The sequence below is a fragment of the Bacillus sp. FJAT-18017 genome (assembly GCF_001278805.1).
Lineage (GTDB): Bacteria > Bacillota > Bacilli > Bacillales > Cytobacillaceae > Bacillus_D.
In genome coordinates this window covers 1,229,090-1,249,526 of the sequence record NZ_CP012602.1, presented here as the reverse complement: position 1 = coordinate 1,249,526, position 20,437 = coordinate 1,229,090, and the positions used below count along the sequence as shown (strand labels likewise).

The window sequence follows — 20,437 nt, the reverse complement described above, 5'->3', positions numbered from 1 at the left end:
GACGGGTTATTATGGGGGGCAGCAAATAACATGATTTTTGCGCGAAACCCAGAAACATTAGAAGTTGTAAATGGTAAAAAGTAAAGTTTTAATAACATTCGAAAGGCTCAAATGGGATGCTAGTTGCAAATTTAGATAGTTTGAGCCTAAACACCAGGAATAATACACTTTATTTGGAAAACTTTTTTTACTGTTTATCAAGTTCGGCTTTAATTGCTTTCGATGCTGCATCAGCTGCTTCCTTAGGAGTTACGTCCCCTGCCATCATTGCTTGAACTTGAGCTTGGATATGAGGCATAATGGTACGTCCTGACGGATGAATAACACCAGGTAATACAAATTCGGTGTAAGAAGCCAATTGAGCCATGTGCGGATTATCAGCAAAGATATCTTTCGCATCTTCCCTAGATGGGATATATTGTGTCACTTCACCAAAGATCCTTTGGTTGTCAGTACTTGTTATCGATTTTAGGAACTCAGCAGCTGCATCTGGATTATCGCTGTTAGAAGGAACAACAAACATTCCTGTTGTACCATACGTTAGTTGCTCTTTATTTTGTAAAGGCGGTCCAATGACAAAATCAAATTCACCTTCCTTTATAAGGCTCGTTACATCGATACCTGAACCTAGAACAGCTAACATTTCTCCACCGTACCACTCCGTAGTATGCTCGTTTGCAGTAATTGAATCTTTAGGGATGTATCCGTTTTTATACATATTATTAATGAATTCAAACGCTTCAACGCTTTCAGCGCTATTGATTTTAATTTCGCCGTTCCGAGTTAGTACATCTCCGCCAGCTTGCCAAATCCATGGGTAAATTGTTAAGTTCAAGGAACCGCCGCCAGGATAGTTCATAGCATAGAATCCCGCATCTTTCGCTTTTTTAGCCCAAGCTTCAAATTCGTCCCAGGTTTTAGGAAGTTTGTTAGGGTCCTCTCCAATTGCTTTAATGATGTCTTGATTGTAGATGAATGTAACGGATGACTGTAAAATTGGAAGGCCATATAATTTATCCTTCCAAGTTGTTGAAACCAATGCTGAATCTACAAATCCTTCTAAATCAGAATCTTTTATGTAAGGATTTAGCTCTAAAAGCATTCCTGCTTCTGCATATTGCGGCATTTGGTCAGGAATTGCATAGAATACATCCGGTCCATTGTTTGCAGCCAAAGCCGTTAATATTTTTTGGTCCCGGTTAGCCCAGGGAAGTGTTTCAATCTTAACGTCAACATCAGGAAATTCCTTGTTGAAGTTCGCGACCATTTTTCCCCACATTTCTTCTTCAACCTTTGCATTCTCTGTATAAGGATGCACCCAAACTGTTATGTCACCTTTAACTTTCCCATCATCAGCTGGTGCTGATCCTTCTTCATTAGAACAAGCAGCAAGAATCGTACCCATTGCTATAAGAGATGTTAAAAACAATTTTAATTTCTTTTTCATAAAAATTTTTACTCCTCTTCTTTTAATTTAGGCTCAGATAAATTCGTCTGCTGAATTCGGCTCCAATCAGCTAAAATTAACGATAGGCTTCCTTCTGTAAGTAAAGTATCCATATATGACTCTGATGCCACATGTTCCATACACAAGATCCGTTATTAGTTTTACAATCAGGCCTTCTTCGAGTTTCTTTAGTAAAGGTTGCACGCACCTCTCATTGTATTATTTTCTAAATTTTAATTGTATTCTTAAAAAAGGGAATGTTCTCATTATTTTATTTGATATCGGATATTTTTTCCACCTTTTTATGAGTCTTATTTTTGTCGAAATAGTCAAATAACATTTACGCTTATACACCTAATTGAACGAGCCTTTATTTATCGAAAAAACACCGCCTCACGAAAACCGCAGAAACACTTCCCCATTACCTTACTGAGCACCGTCTGTCCACTTGGCTACTAGCTCAGGATTTTCAGCTATCCATTTTTCAGCAGCTTCAGCTGGAGTCATCCCCTCTTGGATATAAACCATTTCGGCTTCCATATCCCTCGTCTCCCAGGAAAATTGATCAAGGATTTGTATCGTATGAAGTACTTCAAGAAGAGCTTGTTTTATTTCAGATATGAACAAATTCACACTGCAGGAATTGAAAGTGGAACCGTTCTTATGCTTTAGCGAAGGCTGTGGTTATCGAACACGGCTTGAAGCTTGGTATAAAGATCAAAACATCACACCGCAAAAAGTGATGGAATTCGGTACATTCGAAACAATCCTGCGAGTGTCGCCATGGGACTCGGCATTTCATCCCTTCCAAAGTCAGCCGTCACCCATATGGAACAAAGCGGACTTATACAATGCCATACACTTCCCGATTAATACAGTAAGATTAAAACTGTTTTTATCATAAGAGCTGATACCTACTTAACTTCCACACTTGAAAAATTTAGTCGAAACAATAGAAAGGGAGAAAAACAGAACGGTTTAATATAACAACCGAGCTATTAATTAGAAGCCGAGAATTGCCCCCTGCTCCATATAAAATTAATTCGGAGATTATGAATTCAACTCAGATGGTTTTCAGAATTCAAACAAACGATTGATTGATTACAGGCAATCTTATATAATCCATACAAAAGGGTTAATTTTCCAGACAGGGTGTGGCGTGTTGAAGTTATTTGCGGTAAAACCGGATTTTGTAATACGAGAAAGCGGTATTGATTCAGTTGAGGAAGTAACGCTTGGCGGCGTGTCCCAATCCATCTTAATCCAGGCAGAGAATCCTGAGAATCCTGTTCTTTTGTTCCTCCACGGAGGCCCTTCGATGCCGATTCCGGGAATTGCATCTAGAGGGAAAGATTATACAGTTGCAACCAATACAAAGGAATTGGTGAAACACTTTGTTTTGGTCTTCTGGGATCAAAGAGGGACAGGGAAATCATACCATCCCAACTTGTCCGAGGACTCGTTTACCATTCGGCAATACGTTTCGGATGCAACTGAACTGACCGATTTACTCAGGAGCCGTTTTAACAAACATAAAATCTTTCTTGCCGGTCATTCTTGGGGCAGTGTTATCGGACTGCATTTGGCGAGTGAACATCCTGAAAAGTTCCACGCTTATGTGGGCATTTCCCAAATCATTAGTTGGAATGAAAACGATCGATTGGCTTTAAAGTGGGCGAAAGAACAGGCAAGAATAAGGGGAAACAAAAAAGCAATAAATGAGTTGGAATCTGTCGGAGAACCGCCTTTTTTAGACAGCTATGAACAATGGAGCCTTTTAAGAAAATGGCTGACTAGATTTAATAGTATGGTTTATTCAGATGAACAAATCAAACACCCCGGTTTACTGAAATCGTCAAAGGAATTATTTCAGTCGAAGGATTATAAACTAAAAGATGTCTATAACACATTTGTTAAAGGATTTCAGCTTGTGTACAACAAAAAGATGATATTGATTCGTGATCTATCCAGTTTTAATTTCAAGAATTCAATTAAGAAACTTGACCTTCCAGTCACGTTCCTGCATGGAGAAAAGGATTTTCATGTCAACGTACTCCCAGTCCTCAACTTCTATGAAAATATAGGCTCTTCATTTCCAAAAGACCTTTATTACCTTCCAAAAAGCTCACATCTTTTCCACCCAGATGACACCAAACTTATAGAGGGCCACCTTATTAATCAATTAAAATATGTAAATGTATAAAATCCTAAGATGTGTATCAATGGATCAGAAACAGGTAGCTAAAAAGCGTTAAAATGGTTCAGTTTTTAAAGATTACTATTATTAGCTTAAGCCCAATTGTTCGCTGACAATTGGGTTTAAGCATGTATTTAATCACGAAATCACTGGAAACTTTAGACACTCATGCATATCGAAAAAATAGTTACTACTCTTGTTTTTTACGCGGACGCCAAAAAGGGAATACTGTCTGTCACTTCTCATGTCTGAATCCAACCCAAATTATAGCCCCTTCATTCCTCACTCTCCCCCCCTATCAAGCAGAACCGCCCCTTCTATGCAAATGAATAAAAATACAACATATTTATAATTATATTTAAATAACGTATTGCAATCTCTCTACTTGTCGAATATAATCGATTTTATTGTAAATTTAATAAATTTACTTTTTTATATTTATACATTATATACAAAAAGGGGAAATGGTTATGGAACACATGGGCTGGATATCTTTAATACCACCTATTATTGCAGTTGTGCTTGCAATTATTACGAAGAATGTAATTGTATCTTTATTCTCAGGAGCTTTTATAGGAGTATTGATTCTGATGGGCGGAAATCCTATTAAAGCAACAACTGAGACAATAGGAAACTACTTTTTCCCGCTAGCGGCAGATAGCTACAATGCAGCAATCATTGTATTGTTATTCTTTATCGGCGGATTTGTAGCGCTTATGGAGAAATCCGGCGGGGGAGCCGCTCTTGCTACGAATACCATCAAATTTATTAATACAAAGGCCAAAGCACAGATTTCAGCCTGGATCGGCGGAATTATCATCTTCTTCTCCGACTTGGGCACACCGCTTATTGTCGGTCCAGTTTTTGAAAAAATCTTCGATAAGGCGAAAATTTCAAGAGAAAAACTTGCCTGGATTATTGATTCAACCTCTTCCCCGGTCGCAGTATTAGTTCCGTTTATTGGCTGGGGCGTATACATTATGGGTCTCATTCAAAAGGAATACGAAGCGCTGAATATTACGACATCTGAATTTACGACTCTAGTTCAGGTCATACCTTTTCAATTTTATGCGATTCTCGCTGTTGCTATGGTTCCGTTAATTGCTCTCTCTAAGCTGGACTTTGGGCCGATGGCAAAAGCTGAGCGAAGGGTCCAAACGACTGGAGAATTGTACTGGCCGGAATCCAAGCCATTAAGGAGAGCGGAGAATAGTGAAGAAGGAATCAAGCACCAGCACGCCATTCTAATTTGGCTGCCGCTGTTAGTATTATTGATTACCCTGTTCAGTTTATTAATTTCATACGGCTTCCCATTTGAGCCAATCCCAGGAAATGATTTCAGGGTTGCCTTAAGTACAGCCTATTTATTCGCCGCCATTTCAATTATGGTCTTAATGATTGTTTACAAAGTAAAAAAATTCGGTGATATTTTCAACATCTATACAACCGGTATGCAAAAAATGGTTTATGTTGCTGCTACACTCATCCTTGCCTGGTCACTCGGAAAAGTTATGAAGGAAATGGGTACTGCTGAATTTATTGTTGAGGCAATGGACGGAAATGTCCCTGCATTCATTATTCCAGCCGTCTTATTCTTAGTAGGAGTTCTTATGTCCCTCGCTTCTGGAACTTCATGGGGAACATTTGCAATCATGCTGCCAATCGCAATTCCGATGGCTATTGCACTGGATGCACATTTATTGGTTTGTATCGGGGCAGTCCTTTCAGGAGGAATATTCGGCGACCACTCTTCACCTATTTCCGATACAACGATTCTATCGTCGACAGGAGCGGGGTCCGATCATATTGACCACGTGAAAACACAATTCCCATATGCAGTTCTTAATGCATCGATTGCCTTAATTGGGTATATCGTTGCAGGGATAACAGGCAGTGCGCTCACATTAATTTTAAACTTCGCCTTGCTAATTTTGGCAATTTTCATCCTATCCAAGGTTTATAAAAAGAAGCATGGACTAAGTGAAGGAGTTGGAATGTAATGAAATTATGGGGCGGGCGCTTTACAAAGCGGGCAGATCAAATTATGGAAGAGTTCAACACATCTCTTCCTGTTGATCACAGACTTTACCATCAAGATATAACAGGAAGCATTGCTCATGTAAAAATGCTTGTAAAATGTGAATTGCTATCAGAGTCAGAAGGCGTTCTGCTTAAAGATGGCCTTCAATCTATTTTAAAAGATATAGAGTCCGGAGTTCTAAAAGTAGAAGGCAATTATGAAGACATTCACTCTTTCGTAGAAATGAACCTGACAGAAAGAATCGGCGACACAGGCAAAAAGCTGCATACGGCCAGAAGCAGAAATGACCAGGTAGCTGTCGACATGAGGCTTTATGCCAAACAAAAGGCCGGGGAAGTGATGGCTGCCCTTCAGCAGCTGATCGATTCTTTAAAAAACAAAGCAGCTGATAATAATGTCATCATGCCTGGATATACTCATTTGCAGCGTGCCCAGGTTGTCACATTCAGCCATCACCTTGGCGCTTATGCCCAAATGTTTATCCGGGATAAGAAAAGAATCGGCAACGCGATTGAAATTTTGGATGAAAACCCACTGGGATGTGGCGCGCTGGCGGGAACTACACATAACATAGACCGTCAAATTACTACTGAAATTTTAGGGTTTTCCAAGCCTGTTGATAATTTCCTGGACGGAGTCAGCGACCGTGATTATTTGCTGGAACTGATGTCCGATTTTTCCATCACGATGATGCACTTAAGCAGATTAAGTGAAGAGCTGATTCTCTGGAGCAGCCAGGAATTCCGATTCATTGAGATGGATGATGCGTACTCTACAGGCAGCAGTATTATGCCGCAGAAGAAAAATCCTGATGCTGCGGAATTGATTCGAGGAAAAACAGGAAGAGTCTACGGCTCACTTTTCTCCTTATTGACAACCCTAAAGGGCTTACCGCTCACATACAACAAAGATATGCAGGAAGATAAAGAACAATTTTTCGATGCCCTTGATACCGTAATGGACTGTCTGGAAATTATGTCGAAAATGATTGATACTCTTCAGGTCAAGGAAGGTAACATGAGAGCGGCCATTAAAGCAGGCTTCCTGAACGCTACTGAGGTTGCAGACTATTTGGTGGGGAAAGGGACTGCCTTTAGGGATGCCCACGAAATCGTCGGAAAAATTATCATCTATTGTGAGCAGCATAAGAAAAGCATTGAAGATCTAACCTTGGATGAACTAGCCATCTTCAGCAGCAGCATCTCAGATGATATTTACGAATACATCGATTATGAAAATATACTAAACAAAGGGAATAAGAAACTCTTGAAGCAAGTTACACAATAAAAGAGGCAAGCGACGGTTCGAAACCGCTAAAAGAAAATCCTCCTTCTGTAATTACCAGATGGAGGATTTTCTATGCCTAAAAGTAATATCTACTGCATCTTTTTCTCTAAACTAATATCATCATAGTAAACCGTGCCAATTTGAAAGCTTGTCGTATACGCTATTACTCTCGCATATTTTGCATTTTCAGGAGCAATACCCTTAGCTTGGACCTCTTCCCATTGTCCCAGCATGACCTTGAAATGATATGGATGCTCTGAGACCTGACGATCGTTCTCATCAAAATAACGGAGCAATATACTGCCTTCGCCTTCCTCTACAAACACATTTGCCGACATCGTATATTCCTGGCCTGGCTGAATTGGAATTTCATCACTCATTAGCGCAACTGAGCCATTTCGTACTTTATCAACAATTTTCAAGCTGTGGCTGCCGCTTAGGCTTTGTCCATCCGATATTTCATAATAGGTGCTGTCTGAAACTCCAAACATGGAACGCCATCCAGGTATTTGCCCATTGGCAACAGGCTCCTCAAAGCTTGGGTTTACGACAGGCAAAGCTTCCGTTGGCATTTCGCCTTCAGATGATAAAATGCTGATCATTTTTTCGGCTTTCGTATTAAACACGTTCTTGGCAGTATCGGAAATATACTGCGCCATATCTGGATTGTTTAAATGCTTCACGAAATTCTCCAAATGTTTAATTGCCTGTTCTTTATTGCCCTTAAGTAAATGATCTTCCGTTTGGTTTAACGCATTTGTCAGCTGAACTGCAAGAGGATGGCCTAACTTACTGGAATCCTTATAGTTGCCAATCAGCGAGCGAATTCCTTCAAAACTCGTAACCTCAATTTTGTTCAAGTATGTTCGGTTGGAACCTAAAATATAATAAATATTTCCGTCCTCGCCAAAGGTGAAGTGGTGGGCCGAATTTGTAACAAGCTTACTTACTAAAGTTTCAGGATGAATCATCGTTAAATTCTCATCAAAATTTGCAAATAGCATTCCGTTTGACCACTTTAAATCAATTGGCTGCCAAGGGCTATAAAATAGCACCCCATCCGGATAAATCTTTTTGCTTTTTACAACCTCTAATGTTTCAGGATTCAACGCAAAAATCATGTTGTCTGCCGCGCCCCATAATAATCCGTCAGGACCAAAGGACAGTTCGCCGATGGTATGCGGATTGTTAAGGCCTGGAATTTCAACAGTCGTCTCCTTAACTTTTTGTTCGTTTTCAACGTCCCAAACGAAAACTTTAGCCTCTTGTGCGGCAGGGTCAATACCAAGGCCGCCGTTTATCGTTGTAGATCCGTAGACAAGACCATCTTTATAAGTGAGACTCACAATACTATGATCCTGCACTACATTCCGGTAAACTTTGTACTTTTCCCCTTCAACTGCCGGGTCATAAATGGTCAGGGCACCGCCAAGTTCTCCATAGAACGGTACACTGCCGATGAACGCTTTACCATCAGCCGCATGGATATCAATGATTCTGTTTTGGTTTTCACCTAATACAAACAAATCGCGCGGGTTCGCTGCAGATGGTTCCTTCGTTGTATCATACTCAACAATTTTCCCTTCAGGATAAACCCCTACAAGTACTTTGTCGCCAAGTGTTGCCATACTATCCCCCTGGCCCAGGGCAAATGATCTTGTAGAACCATCATTTGGATCGTAAATAGCTCCTCTCGATGTTTGGACTCCACTCATGTATAAGTTACCATCAGGACCCGTTTCAACTCTCGCCATTGTCGCAGCTGTACCTCTTACAACAGATGGCCGTTCAATCACCTTGTTTGTTTCAATGTTAAAAATATAAATGGATCCGCTGAAATTCACTGTTACCAGACTCTTTCCAGGAAGAGCTGGATCATCAAATTCAACCCAATCCACCCCTCTAAAACCACTGCCGTATTTCATACCGCTATCATGAATCTCTAACGTTTCCAGATTAATATATTTAAGTGCATTGCTCCCTAAATCCATATAATAGACATTTCCATTCAGTGATTCTTCCTCTACATGAAGTCCTCTCACCTTTGGAATGACAACATCAAGCCATTCTTCCGTCACAGTGTCATAGATATATCCGTTCGAAGAAAGCTCATAGCGGATAAACAGGTATCGGTTGTCTACTTTATCCATATCGTACACATGTCCTGGTTCACCTAAAGAAGCTGCAATATCCTGTTTCTCACCGGTGGCGATAGTGTATTTCACGATTTTGCTGTGGCCAGTTCCTGCATAAATATTTCCGTCAATATAAGCCAATGAGCGGATATGCTCCTGCGTATATTCGGGATTCATCTGGCCGAAATCTGTTACCTTATTCGTGTCGGGATTATATTGAAATACTTTCCCGCTTGGGTATGTTCCGACATATACGTTTCCATCCGGATCCGAAGTAATTGAAAACGGATCTGATTGCCCAGCAAAAGTCGCTACGACAGATGCTTGCTTCGTAACAGGGGAGTATTTCCAAAGCTTTGCTCCTCCACCGCTTGTAGCGATATACAAATCGCCATCAACCGTTACCTCATGAGCCCAAGTATTTTCAGAATTCGTTAAGTCTATTACTCTTAATAGCTTGTTCGTATCTAAATCAACCACATTCAGCTTGGCTGGGGTTCCTCTCGTCGTCGTAAACATGACGTTTTTGCCATCTTCCTTCCCGACGGCCCCATTAAAAATACTTACGGTTGAATTGAGCGGAGTTAACAGTTTTTCAGGTTCACCAAAGTACTTTTTGGTCAGTTCTTCCGGAACGCTGTTGGTTTCTGCAGAAGCAAGTCCTGGAGTATGAAACGAAGCAGAAAATATGATGGCAATGGCAGTAGCTACAGCAAACAATTTCATTATTAATTTGTTGCTTTTCAATATGTCCACCTCACTTTAATTTTTCAAAATAGTAAACGCTTTCAAATGATACAAGCTCCCTCCTTTCCATAAAAAAATGAACCATCAAAAAAGGTGTTAAAATTTTGATAGTTCAACTTCATTAAGTTAATTTTGGTTTTCACACGTTTAAAAGACAAGTCTATTAAACGTCTTTAATATTTTCTATGTGTTGGGAAATTTATTTGTGCTTCAAAAACCAATTTAATTTGCGTGGTTCATTATTACTATTAATTATAGTTAATCCCGATGTACAATCGCATCCAAAAATCAGCACCCACTATATTTCGCCAATATTAAGACATTCCATTTGTTTCGCGGAAATCAACATACTTGTTTAACAGAACCAAAAAACCAAATAAAAATGATAGTATAGACCTTAGTTAGAACAAGCTGAAGGGGTTGCTAAAGGATCCTAGTGTCCACCGCGGGCAACTTTTATCGGAGATAATAATAGAATTCCAGGAGGTCTTCATCTTGAAAAAGATTCATTATAACAACCCAAAGGTTTCAAGCTATCTATTAATCGGCAGTATATTCTTTATTGTAGGTTTTTCTAAGGGCCTTACCTTCTTTTTATTAGGAGCCATTTTAATTCTTAATGGGATTAGAGAAAATAATAAGCTTTCTTAATAGTTTGCTCCTCCAAAAACGAAAAAGGAAGCACGAGAGCTTCCCCATCCTTCCATTAATTCAGTGGGCTGAAATTAATTCGGCGATTTTAAAATTAATTCGGCGGTTTTGAATTTAATTCGGCGATTTTAAAATTAATTCAGCGGTTTTGAATTTTACTCAGAGGTGTTCATTCACAAAGGAAAGCGTTTCATCAAGATGAGCTGTTAGACTTGGTGCGTTATGCCCTGAAAACGGGTGGACGACCATGCTCTTGTCTGCTGGAATGTGGTTGTATACTCCGTATATCGTTTGCGGAGGACAAATTGGATCCTTTAGCGCGGCTGAAATCCGAATTTTGCTTTTAATCATAGAGGCGAAGTTCAGATTATCAAAGTAAGATAGATTGTCGAATATGTGGTGTACCTTTTCTGGATACTTCGCTAAATAATTTTCAAGGCTAACGAGTGATCCTTCGAGTTTTTGCTGAATGGCCAGCTCAATATTGCACATATTCGGTACATCCGCAATGACGAGCTTGGGCCGCTGATCTAAAGCTGCTACCGCTAGCGCTATTCCCCCGCCCATGCTTGCACCATATGTACAAATACGGTTTTTATCGATTTCCGGCCGTGAAACAACAAAATCAATTGCACGTTTATTATCTATATAAACCTTTCGATAATAATACTCGTGTTTATCTAAAATACCATGCAATACCCATGTTCCATTGGTCCCTGTCGTATAGCCTGAAACATCCCCGCTAGCTCCATGGCCCCTCGTATCAATGGCCAGAACTGCGTACCCCTGGATAACCCATTTCATATAATTCGAGATAGACCCTTTGTCACTACCATAACCGTGATAACAAATGACACAAGGCACCTGGCCGCTTAGATCCCGGGGAAGAATATAATATCCGTGTATCGGATTTCCCCCAAACCCTTGGTAGGAAACAACATAGGCCCTTATCTGCTTAATCCCATAGTCCATTTCCTCCAGAACACTATTTAACGGGATTTCAGCAGCTTCTTTTAGACTATCCTTCCAAAAAGAATCAAAATCCTCCTTTTTGGTTAAAGCAGGCAAATAGTTTTCAAACTCTTTCAATTGGTTTTCAAACAATAGCAAACTAATCCCTCCCATAGGTAAACGGACCACGCCTAACATACAAACAGACATACCGCCGGATACATATGTTGTCCATAAATAGCCCTATTCGAAGCGGGGGTTCGCCAGGGGCTGTGTTTGGACCGATAAAAACTCTTTTGGACCGATAAAAAATTTTTGGGACCGATAAAAAATTTACTAGACCGATAAACCGGAAAAACGTTCGATAAAAAGAACAAAACAGAACCCAGATATGTCAATTTGGTAAAAATTGTAACAATCACACGGATTGCCTTATCCTCAATCTTTGAGAAAATGTTATCTCTCTGGTTATATCCCAATAAACGTATGTTTATAATTAAGCCTTGGCCACGAAACTGTTCGTACAAGAAAATTAGCCCCACCTTTATCCTACTTGCCGAAAATCTGCTCGTAGATGAAGGCAACTTTCTTTTCTTCGTGGAATGGGTTGTGTTCATGGACATATTGTGGATATGCGACAATGGTTTTGGTTTGGCTCGCTATATGGTTAAACGCTGCATAAGCAGAAGACGGCGGAGTAGTTGAATCTTCCAGACCGATTCCGATTAATACCGGTACAAAAATTCCCGGACAAAAATGCAAGGCATCGACATAACCAAGCGTGTCCAGAATAGCTGATTTCATGCTGTTGTCCGGATTATGGAATTTTAAATAGTTGATGATTTCCATATATGGGCCAGTCAACGCGATCTCAAGCGCTCGTTCAAAATGTGTCAAAAATGGCCAATCGCAGGCGACAAACTCAACGCTCTCCTCCAGGCCTGCTGCAACAAGGGCAAGTCCTCCGCCCTGGGAAGCGCCATTGATTCCAAAGACTGTCGGCTTTACAGGAGAGCCATCCTTAACCCACTCCATTTGCGCAATGATATCTCGGTAAACGTTTGTATAATAGTAGTTTTCTTTTTCAAAAATACCCAGTGTCATCCATCCAGTGATTCTGCTGCCATTCGGGTAGCGTGCGTAATCCGGTGACTCGCCTTGCCCTCTTACATCAAATGCAATGACTGTTATCCCTTGAAGGACATATTTTAAGTATTCCGATGGCAAGCCCCTGCTTCCCGTATAACCATGGAAACATAATAATACGGGCCCTTCCCCAACACCCTTTGGCCGGATTAGACTTCCCTTTATTGGGGATTCATCCCAGCTGTGAAGTGTTAAGTCAGCAACTTCGACCGAAGGCAGCGGGTAATCAGCCCACTGAACATCGACACGAAAGCTGGACCGTTTAACCAGCTCTTTCTCGGCTTCCCAAAATTGATCAAAATCAGCCGGTTTATTCACCAACTCGGGTGTATAAGAACGCAGCTGTTCTAAAGAAAAATCTCCAACATTTCTCCCCATTCAAAAAGCACCATCCTTAATACATCTTATCTGATACAGCTTTTGCAGTAACTTTACGTACGGTTTGTGCCATGTCTTCTCTTTTGTTCATAATCGCTGAATGCAGGATGTCAATTACAGATAATTGAGCGATTTGCGAGACGATTGAGCTTCCTTCGAGTGGGCCTTCCTTTGATGACGTTAACAGGACAATATCCGCTAATTTTGTAATTGGCGATTTTCGATTGCTGGTAATACAAATGATTTTTGCTCCAGCCTTTTTGGCAATTTCGAGGTTGCGGATCGTATCTTTTGTACTTCCCGAAACGGAAATCCCAATTGCACAGTCATCCTCATCTAACAATGAGGCGCTTATCGCTTGAAAATGGCTATCCTGCTTGGAGTCGCATATAATTCCGATTCGTGTAAAAACATTGACTGCTTGCAGGGCGGTCAATCCGGATGATCCGACCCCAAAAAAGAAGTTGTTTTTTGAGGAAAGCATGATTTGAACTGCTTTTTCGACCTGTTCTTCATCCAGCAGCTGCCTGCTTTCCTCGAGAATTTTCAAATGCCTTGCTGCTGTCTTGCTAATAATCGACTGCTCGCTTTCTACCGGTGCCGTCATCATGACCGTTTCCTGCGCGAGCGCCAGTTTAAAATCCTGAAAACCTGTAAAGCCAATTTTTCTGCACAAACGCAAAACCGTTGTTTCCCCGACATCGGCTTTATCAGCCAATTCGGTTACCGAACAATAGATAATATCATTGCGATTGCCTACTATATAATCGGCTGCCTTTTTCTCGGTTTTTGTTAAGCTATTATAGTAGCTTTTGATTTTTAAAGTGGTAGACATCTTCGTCCATCCTTCGTTCATTTATTCTTTAACGGCCCCTGCAGTAGACCCTTCAATAAGCCGCCTTTGGAAAAGCAAATAAAACAGCGTTACCGGAATGAAAGATAATACAAGCCCGGCATAAAGGGCACCCCAGTCGGTATGGTATTGCTGGACCATCATGATGTTGGCAAGCTTTACCGGCAATGTCTTCAATTCATCGTCGGTAATTAAAATCAGCGCCAGGATGTATTCATTCCAGATTCCGACAAAATTAAATATTGCCGCGGAAATAAGGCCTGGTTTTGCCAATGGAAACATGACCATCCAAAACACCTTGAAAGGCCCGCAGCCGTCAATGATTGCTGCTTCCTCCAAAGAGTCCGGAATTTGATTGAAAAAAGCAATCAACATAAATATTGTAAACGATAATGAATAGGCAATATAAACCAAAATCAAGCCGGGGAGGCTATTAACAAGCCCAAGGTCATTCATTAATAAAAACAACGGAGCCATCGCCAAAAACGTTGGCAGCATCAATCCCATTAGAAATGTATTTTGAACCGCTATCCGGAAACGGAATTTTTTCCTGCTCAATACATAGGCTGCCATCGCGGATATGATGACGATCAAGGTTACTGTTATGAGTGTAACAATAACGCTATTAATAAATCCAATTCCCAATCCAGCTTCATTCCAAGCGTTCAGGTAATTTTCAAACGTTATTTTTTCCGGAAAGGATAATGGTTTTAATAAAATATCAGCAGATGATTTGACTGAGTTCACAAAAACCCAAATGACCGGGATGATGATCAATAGTGATAATAGAATCAGGAACACATGGCTGCCAATGTTTCGAAAAAGTTTACTCATCTAGCTTTCCCTCCTGGTAACCCTCAACGTCAACAGCGAAGCAAACAATGTAAGAATTAAAAAGATAACTCCCAGCGCTGAAGCATAACCAAAATTGAAATTCGAAAACGCCTGCTCATAAATATAAAGCGAGATTGGCTGGGTCGATCGGTTCGGCCCTCCGCCCGTCAACAATTGCGGCATTTCAAATATTTTAATTGTATTAATCAATGTAAAAATAGTAACGACTTGTAAAATGTCCTTCAGCAGCGGAATCGTAATATAGATGCTCTTTTTAAATTTGGTCGCACCATCAATTTCAGCCGCTTCAAGGATATCCTGCGGAATATTCAGGATTGCCGCGAGAATGAGAATGCTGTAAAACCCGACCATTCCCCATACATTTACGAAAACAACACTGCCGAAAGCCGTTTCCGTCCTTCCGAGCCACTCTGTCATAAGCGAGTCCAAGCCTATCACATCAAGCAATCCGTTGAACATGCCGTTAACCGGATTAAGAATCGTGGACCAGAGCATCGCTATGGCGACCCCGGGAAGAATATATGGAAAGAACGTAATTGATCGATAAAGATTAAGCCATCTTGTTTTTAAAAAAGAGGAAATCGCCAGTGCAATGACGACCGATAACACCAATACGACCGGGACCTGGATCAATATGTATTTTCCTGTTACCTTCAACGTGTTGATAAAAATGTCATCCTCGAGCATCCGCCGATAATTATCCATCCCGATAAACGTCTTTGTTCCAAGCCCGCGCCAGTTATATAAACTCATCAGCAACGCATTGAACGATGGATAGAGAACAAATAAAAGATATAGGGCGGAGGCTGGCAGTAAAAACACGGCAATTGCCCATCTTTCGCTTCTGTTTCTCAAAAACTCACAACCTTTCAAAACAGAGAGGCCCAAGTACCCTCAGACCTCTCCGCAAAAAATATGAAATTACCAGGAGTATGTTGCTTTTTCTATATTGTCATCTTTTCGGATTTGTTCTGCGAATTTCTCTGCCTGCTCTGTAAACTTTTCTGGAGTCAGTTCACCAAGCATGAGGCTTTGATAAATATTGTTCATGTTGCCGACCAGTTCAGGATAGTTATCGTTAATTGCTGTAGGCGCATAAGAACCGCCTGAATCCTGAAGGACTTTCAGTGCGCTCTTTAATGGCTCTGACTGAATCGCATCTTCTGTATTTTTTACAACACTGGCAAGCCCTTTAGAAGAGACCATTTTCTCTACTTCTTTTTCGCTGGAAAGGAACTTTAGGAACTTAATCGTTTCGTCCTTGTTTTTCGAGCCGCTTGGAATATACCAGGCACCGCCCCATCCAGTCGATACAGGAGCAAGCTGCTCGCCTTTGCCGCCAGGGAATGCAGGCTGATTGAATGCGCGAAGCTTAAAGTCAGCCGGAATAACATCCTTCATTTCGCCTTCAAGCCACGAGCCAGCCATAACAAACAGAGACTTGCGCTGGAAGAACAATGTCTGGGCTTCTGTATGGGACAAGCCGAATGTTCCTTTCAGGAATAGACCTTCATCAACCATGCGTTTTGATTCTTTTGCAGCCTGGACAAACGCCGGGGATTTCCAGGCGCCTTCTTTCAGGTTAAACGCATCCAAAAGGGCTTGCTTTCCGCCGATTCGTTCAACAAGCGGCAGGTACATTCCGAAGAAATAATAACCCGGGTGCTTTCCTGGCACTGAGAAAACAGCAATTCCCTTTTTATCAGCCTCGGCCTTTAACTTATAAAGGTCTTCTTGAGTTTTAGGAAGCTCCCAGCCATTGTCCTCAAAAAGCTTTTCGTCGTACCACCAGATATAGCCCGGTGAAAAAATGGTAGGAATTCCGTATGTTTTGCCATCCTTCTTTTGGTTGAATTGGCCTTGCTCAAACGTATCAACCCATTTTTCATCACTGTCATAAGCCTTTTCTTCGAGCGCATCATCAATCGGCTCAATCATTCCGTCTTTAATAACACCCTGGATATCAAAGCTTGGTCCCGGAACCATCAAATCAGGGACATCTTTGGATAAAAATCTCGTTTGCAGCTGAGTGTGGATGTCCGGGCTTGCGGTAATCTTAATGTTTACATTCTTGTTTTTCTCCATATAGGCTTTGGCTGATTCTTTCACCCATTCAGAGCCAAATCCGCCTTCAAACATCATAACTTCAATTTCCGCCTTTTTATCCCCGCCTTTACCCGTGCTCTCCTTTGAGCTGCAGCCTGCAGCAATGACCATCAAGGCAACCAACAGCAACAAGAACTTTTTCATATACATCCCCTTTTTTCGTTTGGATTTTTATTGTGGTACACATCCTGTATCATTGACCTCATGCCTATGTAAATTAACTAAATGCGTCCACCTCCTTAAATCCGCATTATGTCCCTATTATTTTGTAAACCCTTTCATTTTTGTTAAGGAAATTTCTTTTGCAAAATGTTTGGTAATCTCTTGCGGCCTGGTGATTGCCGAACCGACAACAACTGCAAAAGCTCCTGCCCGGATGCATTCCGCTGCGAGTTCAGGCGTATTCACTCTTCCCTCCGCAACAACAGGGCGTCCTGCTTTTTCTACTAACGTTGCAAGAAGATCTCTATCAAATTTCGTGATGTGCTCAGTGTCCGGAGTATATCCAGCCAGAGTTGTAGAAATCACATCACAGCCTAACTCGACTGCATGCAGCCCTTCTTCAACGGTGGCTATATCAGCCATTAATAATGTAGAAGGAAATGCGGACTTAATCTCTTTTACAAAATCGTCGAGCTGTTGTCCACCTGGTCGAACCCTGAAGGTTGCATCGAAAGCAACAATATCGGCACCGGCCGCCACGACCTCTCCAACTTCTTTTATAGTTGGCGTTATGTAAATTTCACTATCTTGATAGTTTTTCTTATATAAACCGATAACAGGCAAATCGACCGCCTGTTTTATTGCTTTAATATCAGCCGGACTGTTTGCCCTTATCCCGACCGCTCCGCCTTCCCGGGCTGCAATCGCCATTTTACTCATGATAGTTGATCCGTGTAATGGTTCTTCTTCCAAAGCCTGACAAGAAACAATCAGACCTCCTTCAAGTTTCTTAAGTATAGAATTCATACTGGCACCTCTCATATTTTGTTTTCTTAACTTTTATTACATTTTGAAAAGGTGAATCTCTCCACCTATTCTATATATAACGGTTATTATTTTCATCGTCTTTTTGCGTCTTAAATGTGTCGAAATATTCAAACAACATTGACGCTTATATAGCACCCTCTCTAATATGTAGTGTGAAACAGAAATAACTAGTAAGGAGGATAGAGAAATTTAAGTAAGCTTTTACAAAGTTAAAGAATAGGAGGGATTTTCTTGAAATCAAAGATTAGTAGGTTTACTGCTTTATTAGTCGCAGTTGTTCTTTTTTCATCAATATTGCCTTTTTCAAGTCCATTTGCTAATGAACCCACTTTCTCAGTTAAAAATCAGTTTGAGAATACGCTGGATTTAGGAGAAGCAGTAAAAAGCCCTCTGTCACAGGTTGCCGCATATGGCCAAAACAGCAAAGGCGAGAATTTGCAGTACATAGCAATCACGGGCACGCCCGCGGTTTTTTATGTCGTAAACGCTGAAACAGGAGAACGCTTATTCTCACAGCCGATTCCTAATTCAGACGTCATCTGGGCGATGACAATCGGCAGCGACAATAATGTTTATTTTGCAAGTACGGTTAGCGGTGTCATGTACCGATATTTGCCGGAAGAGAACAGGATGGAAACACTCGGGAAAAACCCTTCTGACAACTTTGTCTGGGATTTAAAAAGCAGTTCCGACGGAAAAATCTATGGCGCCACTTTTGATGAATCGAAAGTGTTTGAGTATGACATTACCACTAACACCTTCAGAGATTTGGGGCCGATGAAAGACGGCCAGAAATACGCCCGCGGTCTGGGCGTAACGGACCAGTATCTCTATGTCGGGATTGGGACAACTGCTGGGGTGGTCCGCTATGACAGGATAACTGGCGAAAAGAAAGAAATACCTATTCCTATTTCGGGACAAACCGTAACCGTTTCAGAAGTTGCCATTTATAACGGCAAGCTCTTTGTTCATGCTGGGGCCGATTTGTTTGTCATAGATGAGGCATCCGAGGAACATGTTCGTACAATCAAATTTCAAAGCAAAATCTCACCCCCGTCCCCTTACAACCCTGATTTAATTTACTACAAACTCCAGGGTGACTTGTTTTCCTACAACACGGAAACCGATACTGTTACAAAAATAGAAAACATCCCGTCCCTGCCAAGTTCGACAGCGGTCAAGGCTCACAGCTGGGTTACATTGAGTACGGGAGAAACGGTTTTGACAGGAATGACTGCATTCACAGATTCATTTTTCTACAATCCGGAAAATAATGCATACTCTGTCCATTTCCCTGATGTGGACGCCCAAGGAGCGACCCTCCATGCTATTGCTGCAATTGATGGAAATGTATATTCCGGCGCTTACCAACGCGGAATGAGTATTTACAGCGAAGAGCTGCAGGACTACACATATACAAACTTCTCCTTCCACCAGTCACAAGGAATTCAGGAGTATAAAGGAAAAGTTTATTTTGGTACCTATACCGGTGCGAAAATGTACCGTTACGACCCGCAATTGCCGATCGAATACAATGAGAATGGCAAAGCGAACCCAGGACTTTACCTGGATATCGAAGACGAGCAAGACGCGCCGTTCACGATGGCAAGCGGGGATGGCAAGCTCTTTATTGGATCGATACCGACCTATGGAAAACTTGGTGGTGCTTTGACAATTTTAGAAGAAAAGATTGCTGAAGACGGCACGGTTGATGTGGCGTCAAAAACGTACCGTAATATCGTCGAGAATCAAAGCGTCTTCGGCCTGGCCTATAAGGACGGCAAGGTGTATGGCGGTACATCGATTTATGGCGGCCTTGGAGTCGATCCTGTTGCCACAGAGGCAAAAATGTTCGTTTTCGATGTGGAAAAAGGTGAAAAAATTGCCGAATTCACTCCGGAAATTCCAGGTTTGGAGGACGTGCCGTTCCAGACTATCGGAGGTTTCTCGTTTGGACCGGACGGCCTTCTTTGGGGAATTATTGATGGCACAATCTTTGCGATGGATCCGGAAACCTATGAAGTGGTGAAAAGCAAAGAAATTTATGAAACCAAATTTCTTTCATCTAAATCGCGGCCATATTATCTTGAGTGGGGCCCGGACGGGAATCTCTATACGACGCTAAACAGAAAGCTGACAGCAGTGGATCCGGAAACACTCCAATCCGAGAAGCTGGTGGAAGGAACAGTTGAACTAATGGATCTTGCAGAAGACGGCAGCATCTATTATGCGGTGGGCGCCAACCTGTTTAAAATTCCAGTGAAGGTTGACCATATCAAGCTGGAGCTTGGGGAAAAACTTGTTGCTGGGCAACCTGTTCCAACTACCGTAACCGCACAGATGGTAAACGGCGCGAAGGTGGTATTGTCCAAAAATCAGTATTCCGTCACTGTCAGCAATCCCGATGTTCTTATGGCAGATGACTTAGGGAACTTAACCGGAAAGATACCAGGAACTTCACTTGTTACAATTAGCGCAGAACTTAATGGTAAAACGTATACTACCAATGAAGTACGAGTTACTGTTGCTAAGGGAGTCCGTGGAAACCCATAGGTTACAGCGGACGGTTCTCTAGCTTTTTTTAAAAAAATGCAATACCTCTTTGGACCGCATATTTTAATAATTTGCGGGCTTATCTTAAGGCAGCCCGCAA

15 protein-coding genes are annotated in these 20,437 nt (G+C 41.4%); 6 read left to right on the top strand and 9 right to left on the bottom strand.

The window, feature by feature from the left end:
* Positions 1–187 precede the first annotated feature (187 nt).
* Positions 188–1,447: a sugar ABC transporter substrate-binding protein gene (locus AM500_RS05695; protein WP_053598368.1), complete on the bottom strand. Its 1,260-nt coding sequence runs from the start codon at positions 1,445–1,447 to the stop codon at positions 188–190.
* A 619-nt stretch (positions 1,448–2,066) separates the two neighbouring features.
* Between AM500_RS05695 and AM500_RS24845 the strand changes: the two genes are divergently transcribed.
* From AM500_RS24845 to argH, 4 genes are all read left to right on the top strand, one after another.
* Positions 2,067–2,351, top strand: a complete 285-nt coding sequence (locus tag AM500_RS24845; protein ID WP_231688115.1) for a LysR substrate-binding domain-containing protein — start codon at positions 2,067–2,069, stop codon at positions 2,349–2,351.
* A 255-nt stretch (positions 2,352–2,606) separates the two neighbouring features.
* On the top strand, positions 2,607–3,650 hold the full coding sequence (locus tag AM500_RS05690; RefSeq protein WP_053598367.1) for an alpha/beta hydrolase: 1,044 nt from the start codon (positions 2,607–2,609) through the stop codon (positions 3,648–3,650).
* Positions 3,651–4,114: 464 nt separating this feature from the next.
* Positions 4,115–5,644: a Na+/H+ antiporter NhaC family protein gene (locus AM500_RS05685; protein WP_053598366.1), complete on the top strand. Its 1,530-nt coding sequence runs from the start codon at positions 4,115–4,117 to the stop codon at positions 5,642–5,644.
* A complete protein-coding gene (gene argH, locus AM500_RS05680) occupies positions 5,644–6,972 on the top strand; it encodes an argininosuccinate lyase (protein ID WP_053598365.1) in 1,329 nt (442 codons plus the stop codon). Before AM500_RS05685 ends, argH begins: the two co-directional genes overlap by 1 nt.
* 89 nt (positions 6,973–7,061) lie before the next feature.
* Here argH and AM500_RS05675 read toward each other — a convergent pair whose 3' ends face one another.
* Positions 7,062–9,854, bottom strand: a complete 2,793-nt coding sequence (locus AM500_RS05675; RefSeq protein ID WP_053598364.1) for an FIMAH domain-containing protein — start codon at positions 9,852–9,854, stop codon at positions 7,062–7,064.
* A gap of 495 nt (positions 9,855–10,349) precedes the next feature.
* On the opposite strand from AM500_RS05675, the gene AM500_RS25355 reads away from it, so the two are divergent.
* Positions 10,350–10,505, top strand: a complete 156-nt coding sequence (locus AM500_RS25355) for a hypothetical protein (protein ID WP_156319755.1) — start codon at positions 10,350–10,352, stop codon at positions 10,503–10,505.
* Positions 10,506–10,664: 159 nt separating this feature from the next.
* Here the strand turns inward: AM500_RS25355 and AM500_RS05670 are convergent, their stop codons facing one another.
* The 7 genes from AM500_RS05670 to AM500_RS05640 all read right to left on the bottom strand — a co-directional run bounded on the left by AM500_RS05670 (position 10,665) and on the right by AM500_RS05640 (position 17,763).
* The gene (locus tag AM500_RS05670; protein ID WP_053598363.1) at positions 10,665–11,615 is read right to left on the bottom strand and encodes an acetylxylan esterase; all 951 of its coding nucleotides are present in this window, start codon (positions 11,613–11,615) and stop codon (positions 10,665–10,667) included.
* A gap of 390 nt (positions 11,616–12,005) precedes the next feature.
* Entirely contained in the window at positions 12,006–12,980 is a 975-nt protein-coding gene (locus tag AM500_RS05665; RefSeq protein ID WP_053598362.1) for an acetylxylan esterase, read from the bottom strand.
* Between the two features lie 16 nt (positions 12,981–12,996).
* A complete protein-coding gene (locus AM500_RS05660) occupies positions 12,997–13,815 on the bottom strand; it encodes a MurR/RpiR family transcriptional regulator (protein ID WP_231688114.1) in 819 nt (272 codons plus the stop codon).
* A gap of 21 nt (positions 13,816–13,836) precedes the next feature.
* Positions 13,837–14,667: a carbohydrate ABC transporter permease gene (locus AM500_RS05655; RefSeq protein ID WP_053598360.1), complete on the bottom strand. Its 831-nt coding sequence runs from the start codon at positions 14,665–14,667 to the stop codon at positions 13,837–13,839.
* Positions 14,668–15,543 (bottom strand): carbohydrate ABC transporter permease, encoded by an 876-nt coding sequence (locus AM500_RS05650; protein WP_156319754.1) that lies wholly within the window; start codon positions 15,541–15,543, stop codon positions 14,668–14,670.
* Positions 15,544–15,609: 66 nt separating this feature from the next.
* Positions 15,610–16,938, bottom strand: a complete 1,329-nt coding sequence (locus AM500_RS05645; RefSeq protein ID WP_053598358.1) for an extracellular solute-binding protein — start codon at positions 16,936–16,938, stop codon at positions 15,610–15,612.
* Positions 16,939–17,055: 117 nt separating this feature from the next.
* Entirely contained in the window at positions 17,056–17,763 is a 708-nt protein-coding gene (locus AM500_RS05640; protein WP_053598357.1) for an N-acetylmannosamine-6-phosphate 2-epimerase, read from the bottom strand.
* Between the two features lie 252 nt (positions 17,764–18,015).
* On the opposite strand from AM500_RS05640, the gene AM500_RS05635 reads away from it, so the two are divergent.
* Positions 18,016–20,337: an NHL repeat-containing protein gene (locus AM500_RS05635; RefSeq protein ID WP_053598356.1), complete on the top strand. Its 2,322-nt coding sequence runs from the start codon at positions 18,016–18,018 to the stop codon at positions 20,335–20,337.
* The last annotated feature ends 100 nt before the right edge of the window (positions 20,338–20,437 follow it).

What these genes read in the sequence shown, in the direction of transcription:
- AM500_RS05645 (WP_053598358.1), bottom strand. Translation starts at nt 16,938, where the DNA reads ATGAAAAAGTTCTTGTTGCTGTTGGTTGCCTTGATGGTCATTGCTGCA.
- AM500_RS05640 (WP_053598357.1), bottom strand. Translation starts at nt 17,763, where the DNA reads ATGAATTCTATACTTAAGAAACTTGAAGGAGGTCTGATTGTTTCTTGT.
- AM500_RS05685 (WP_053598366.1), top strand. Translation starts at nt 4,115, where the DNA reads ATGGAACACATGGGCTGGATATCTTTAATACCACCTATTATTGCAGTT.
- AM500_RS05660 (WP_231688114.1), bottom strand. Translation starts at nt 13,815, where the DNA reads ATGTCTACCACTTTAAAAATCAAAAGCTACTATAATAGCTTAACAAAA.
- AM500_RS05695 (WP_053598368.1), bottom strand. Translation starts at nt 1,447, where the DNA reads ATGAAAAAGAAATTAAAATTGTTTTTAACATCTCTTATAGCAATGGGT.
- AM500_RS24845 (WP_231688115.1), top strand. Translation starts at nt 2,067, where the DNA reads ATGAACAAATTCACACTGCAGGAATTGAAAGTGGAACCGTTCTTATGC.
- AM500_RS05665 (WP_053598362.1), bottom strand. Translation starts at nt 12,980, where the DNA reads ATGGGGAGAAATGTTGGAGATTTTTCTTTAGAACAGCTGCGTTCTTAT.
- AM500_RS05655 (WP_053598360.1), bottom strand. Translation starts at nt 14,667, where the DNA reads ATGAGTAAACTTTTTCGAAACATTGGCAGCCATGTGTTCCTGATTCTA.
- argH (WP_053598365.1), top strand. Translation starts at nt 5,644, where the DNA reads ATGAAATTATGGGGCGGGCGCTTTACAAAGCGGGCAGATCAAATTATG.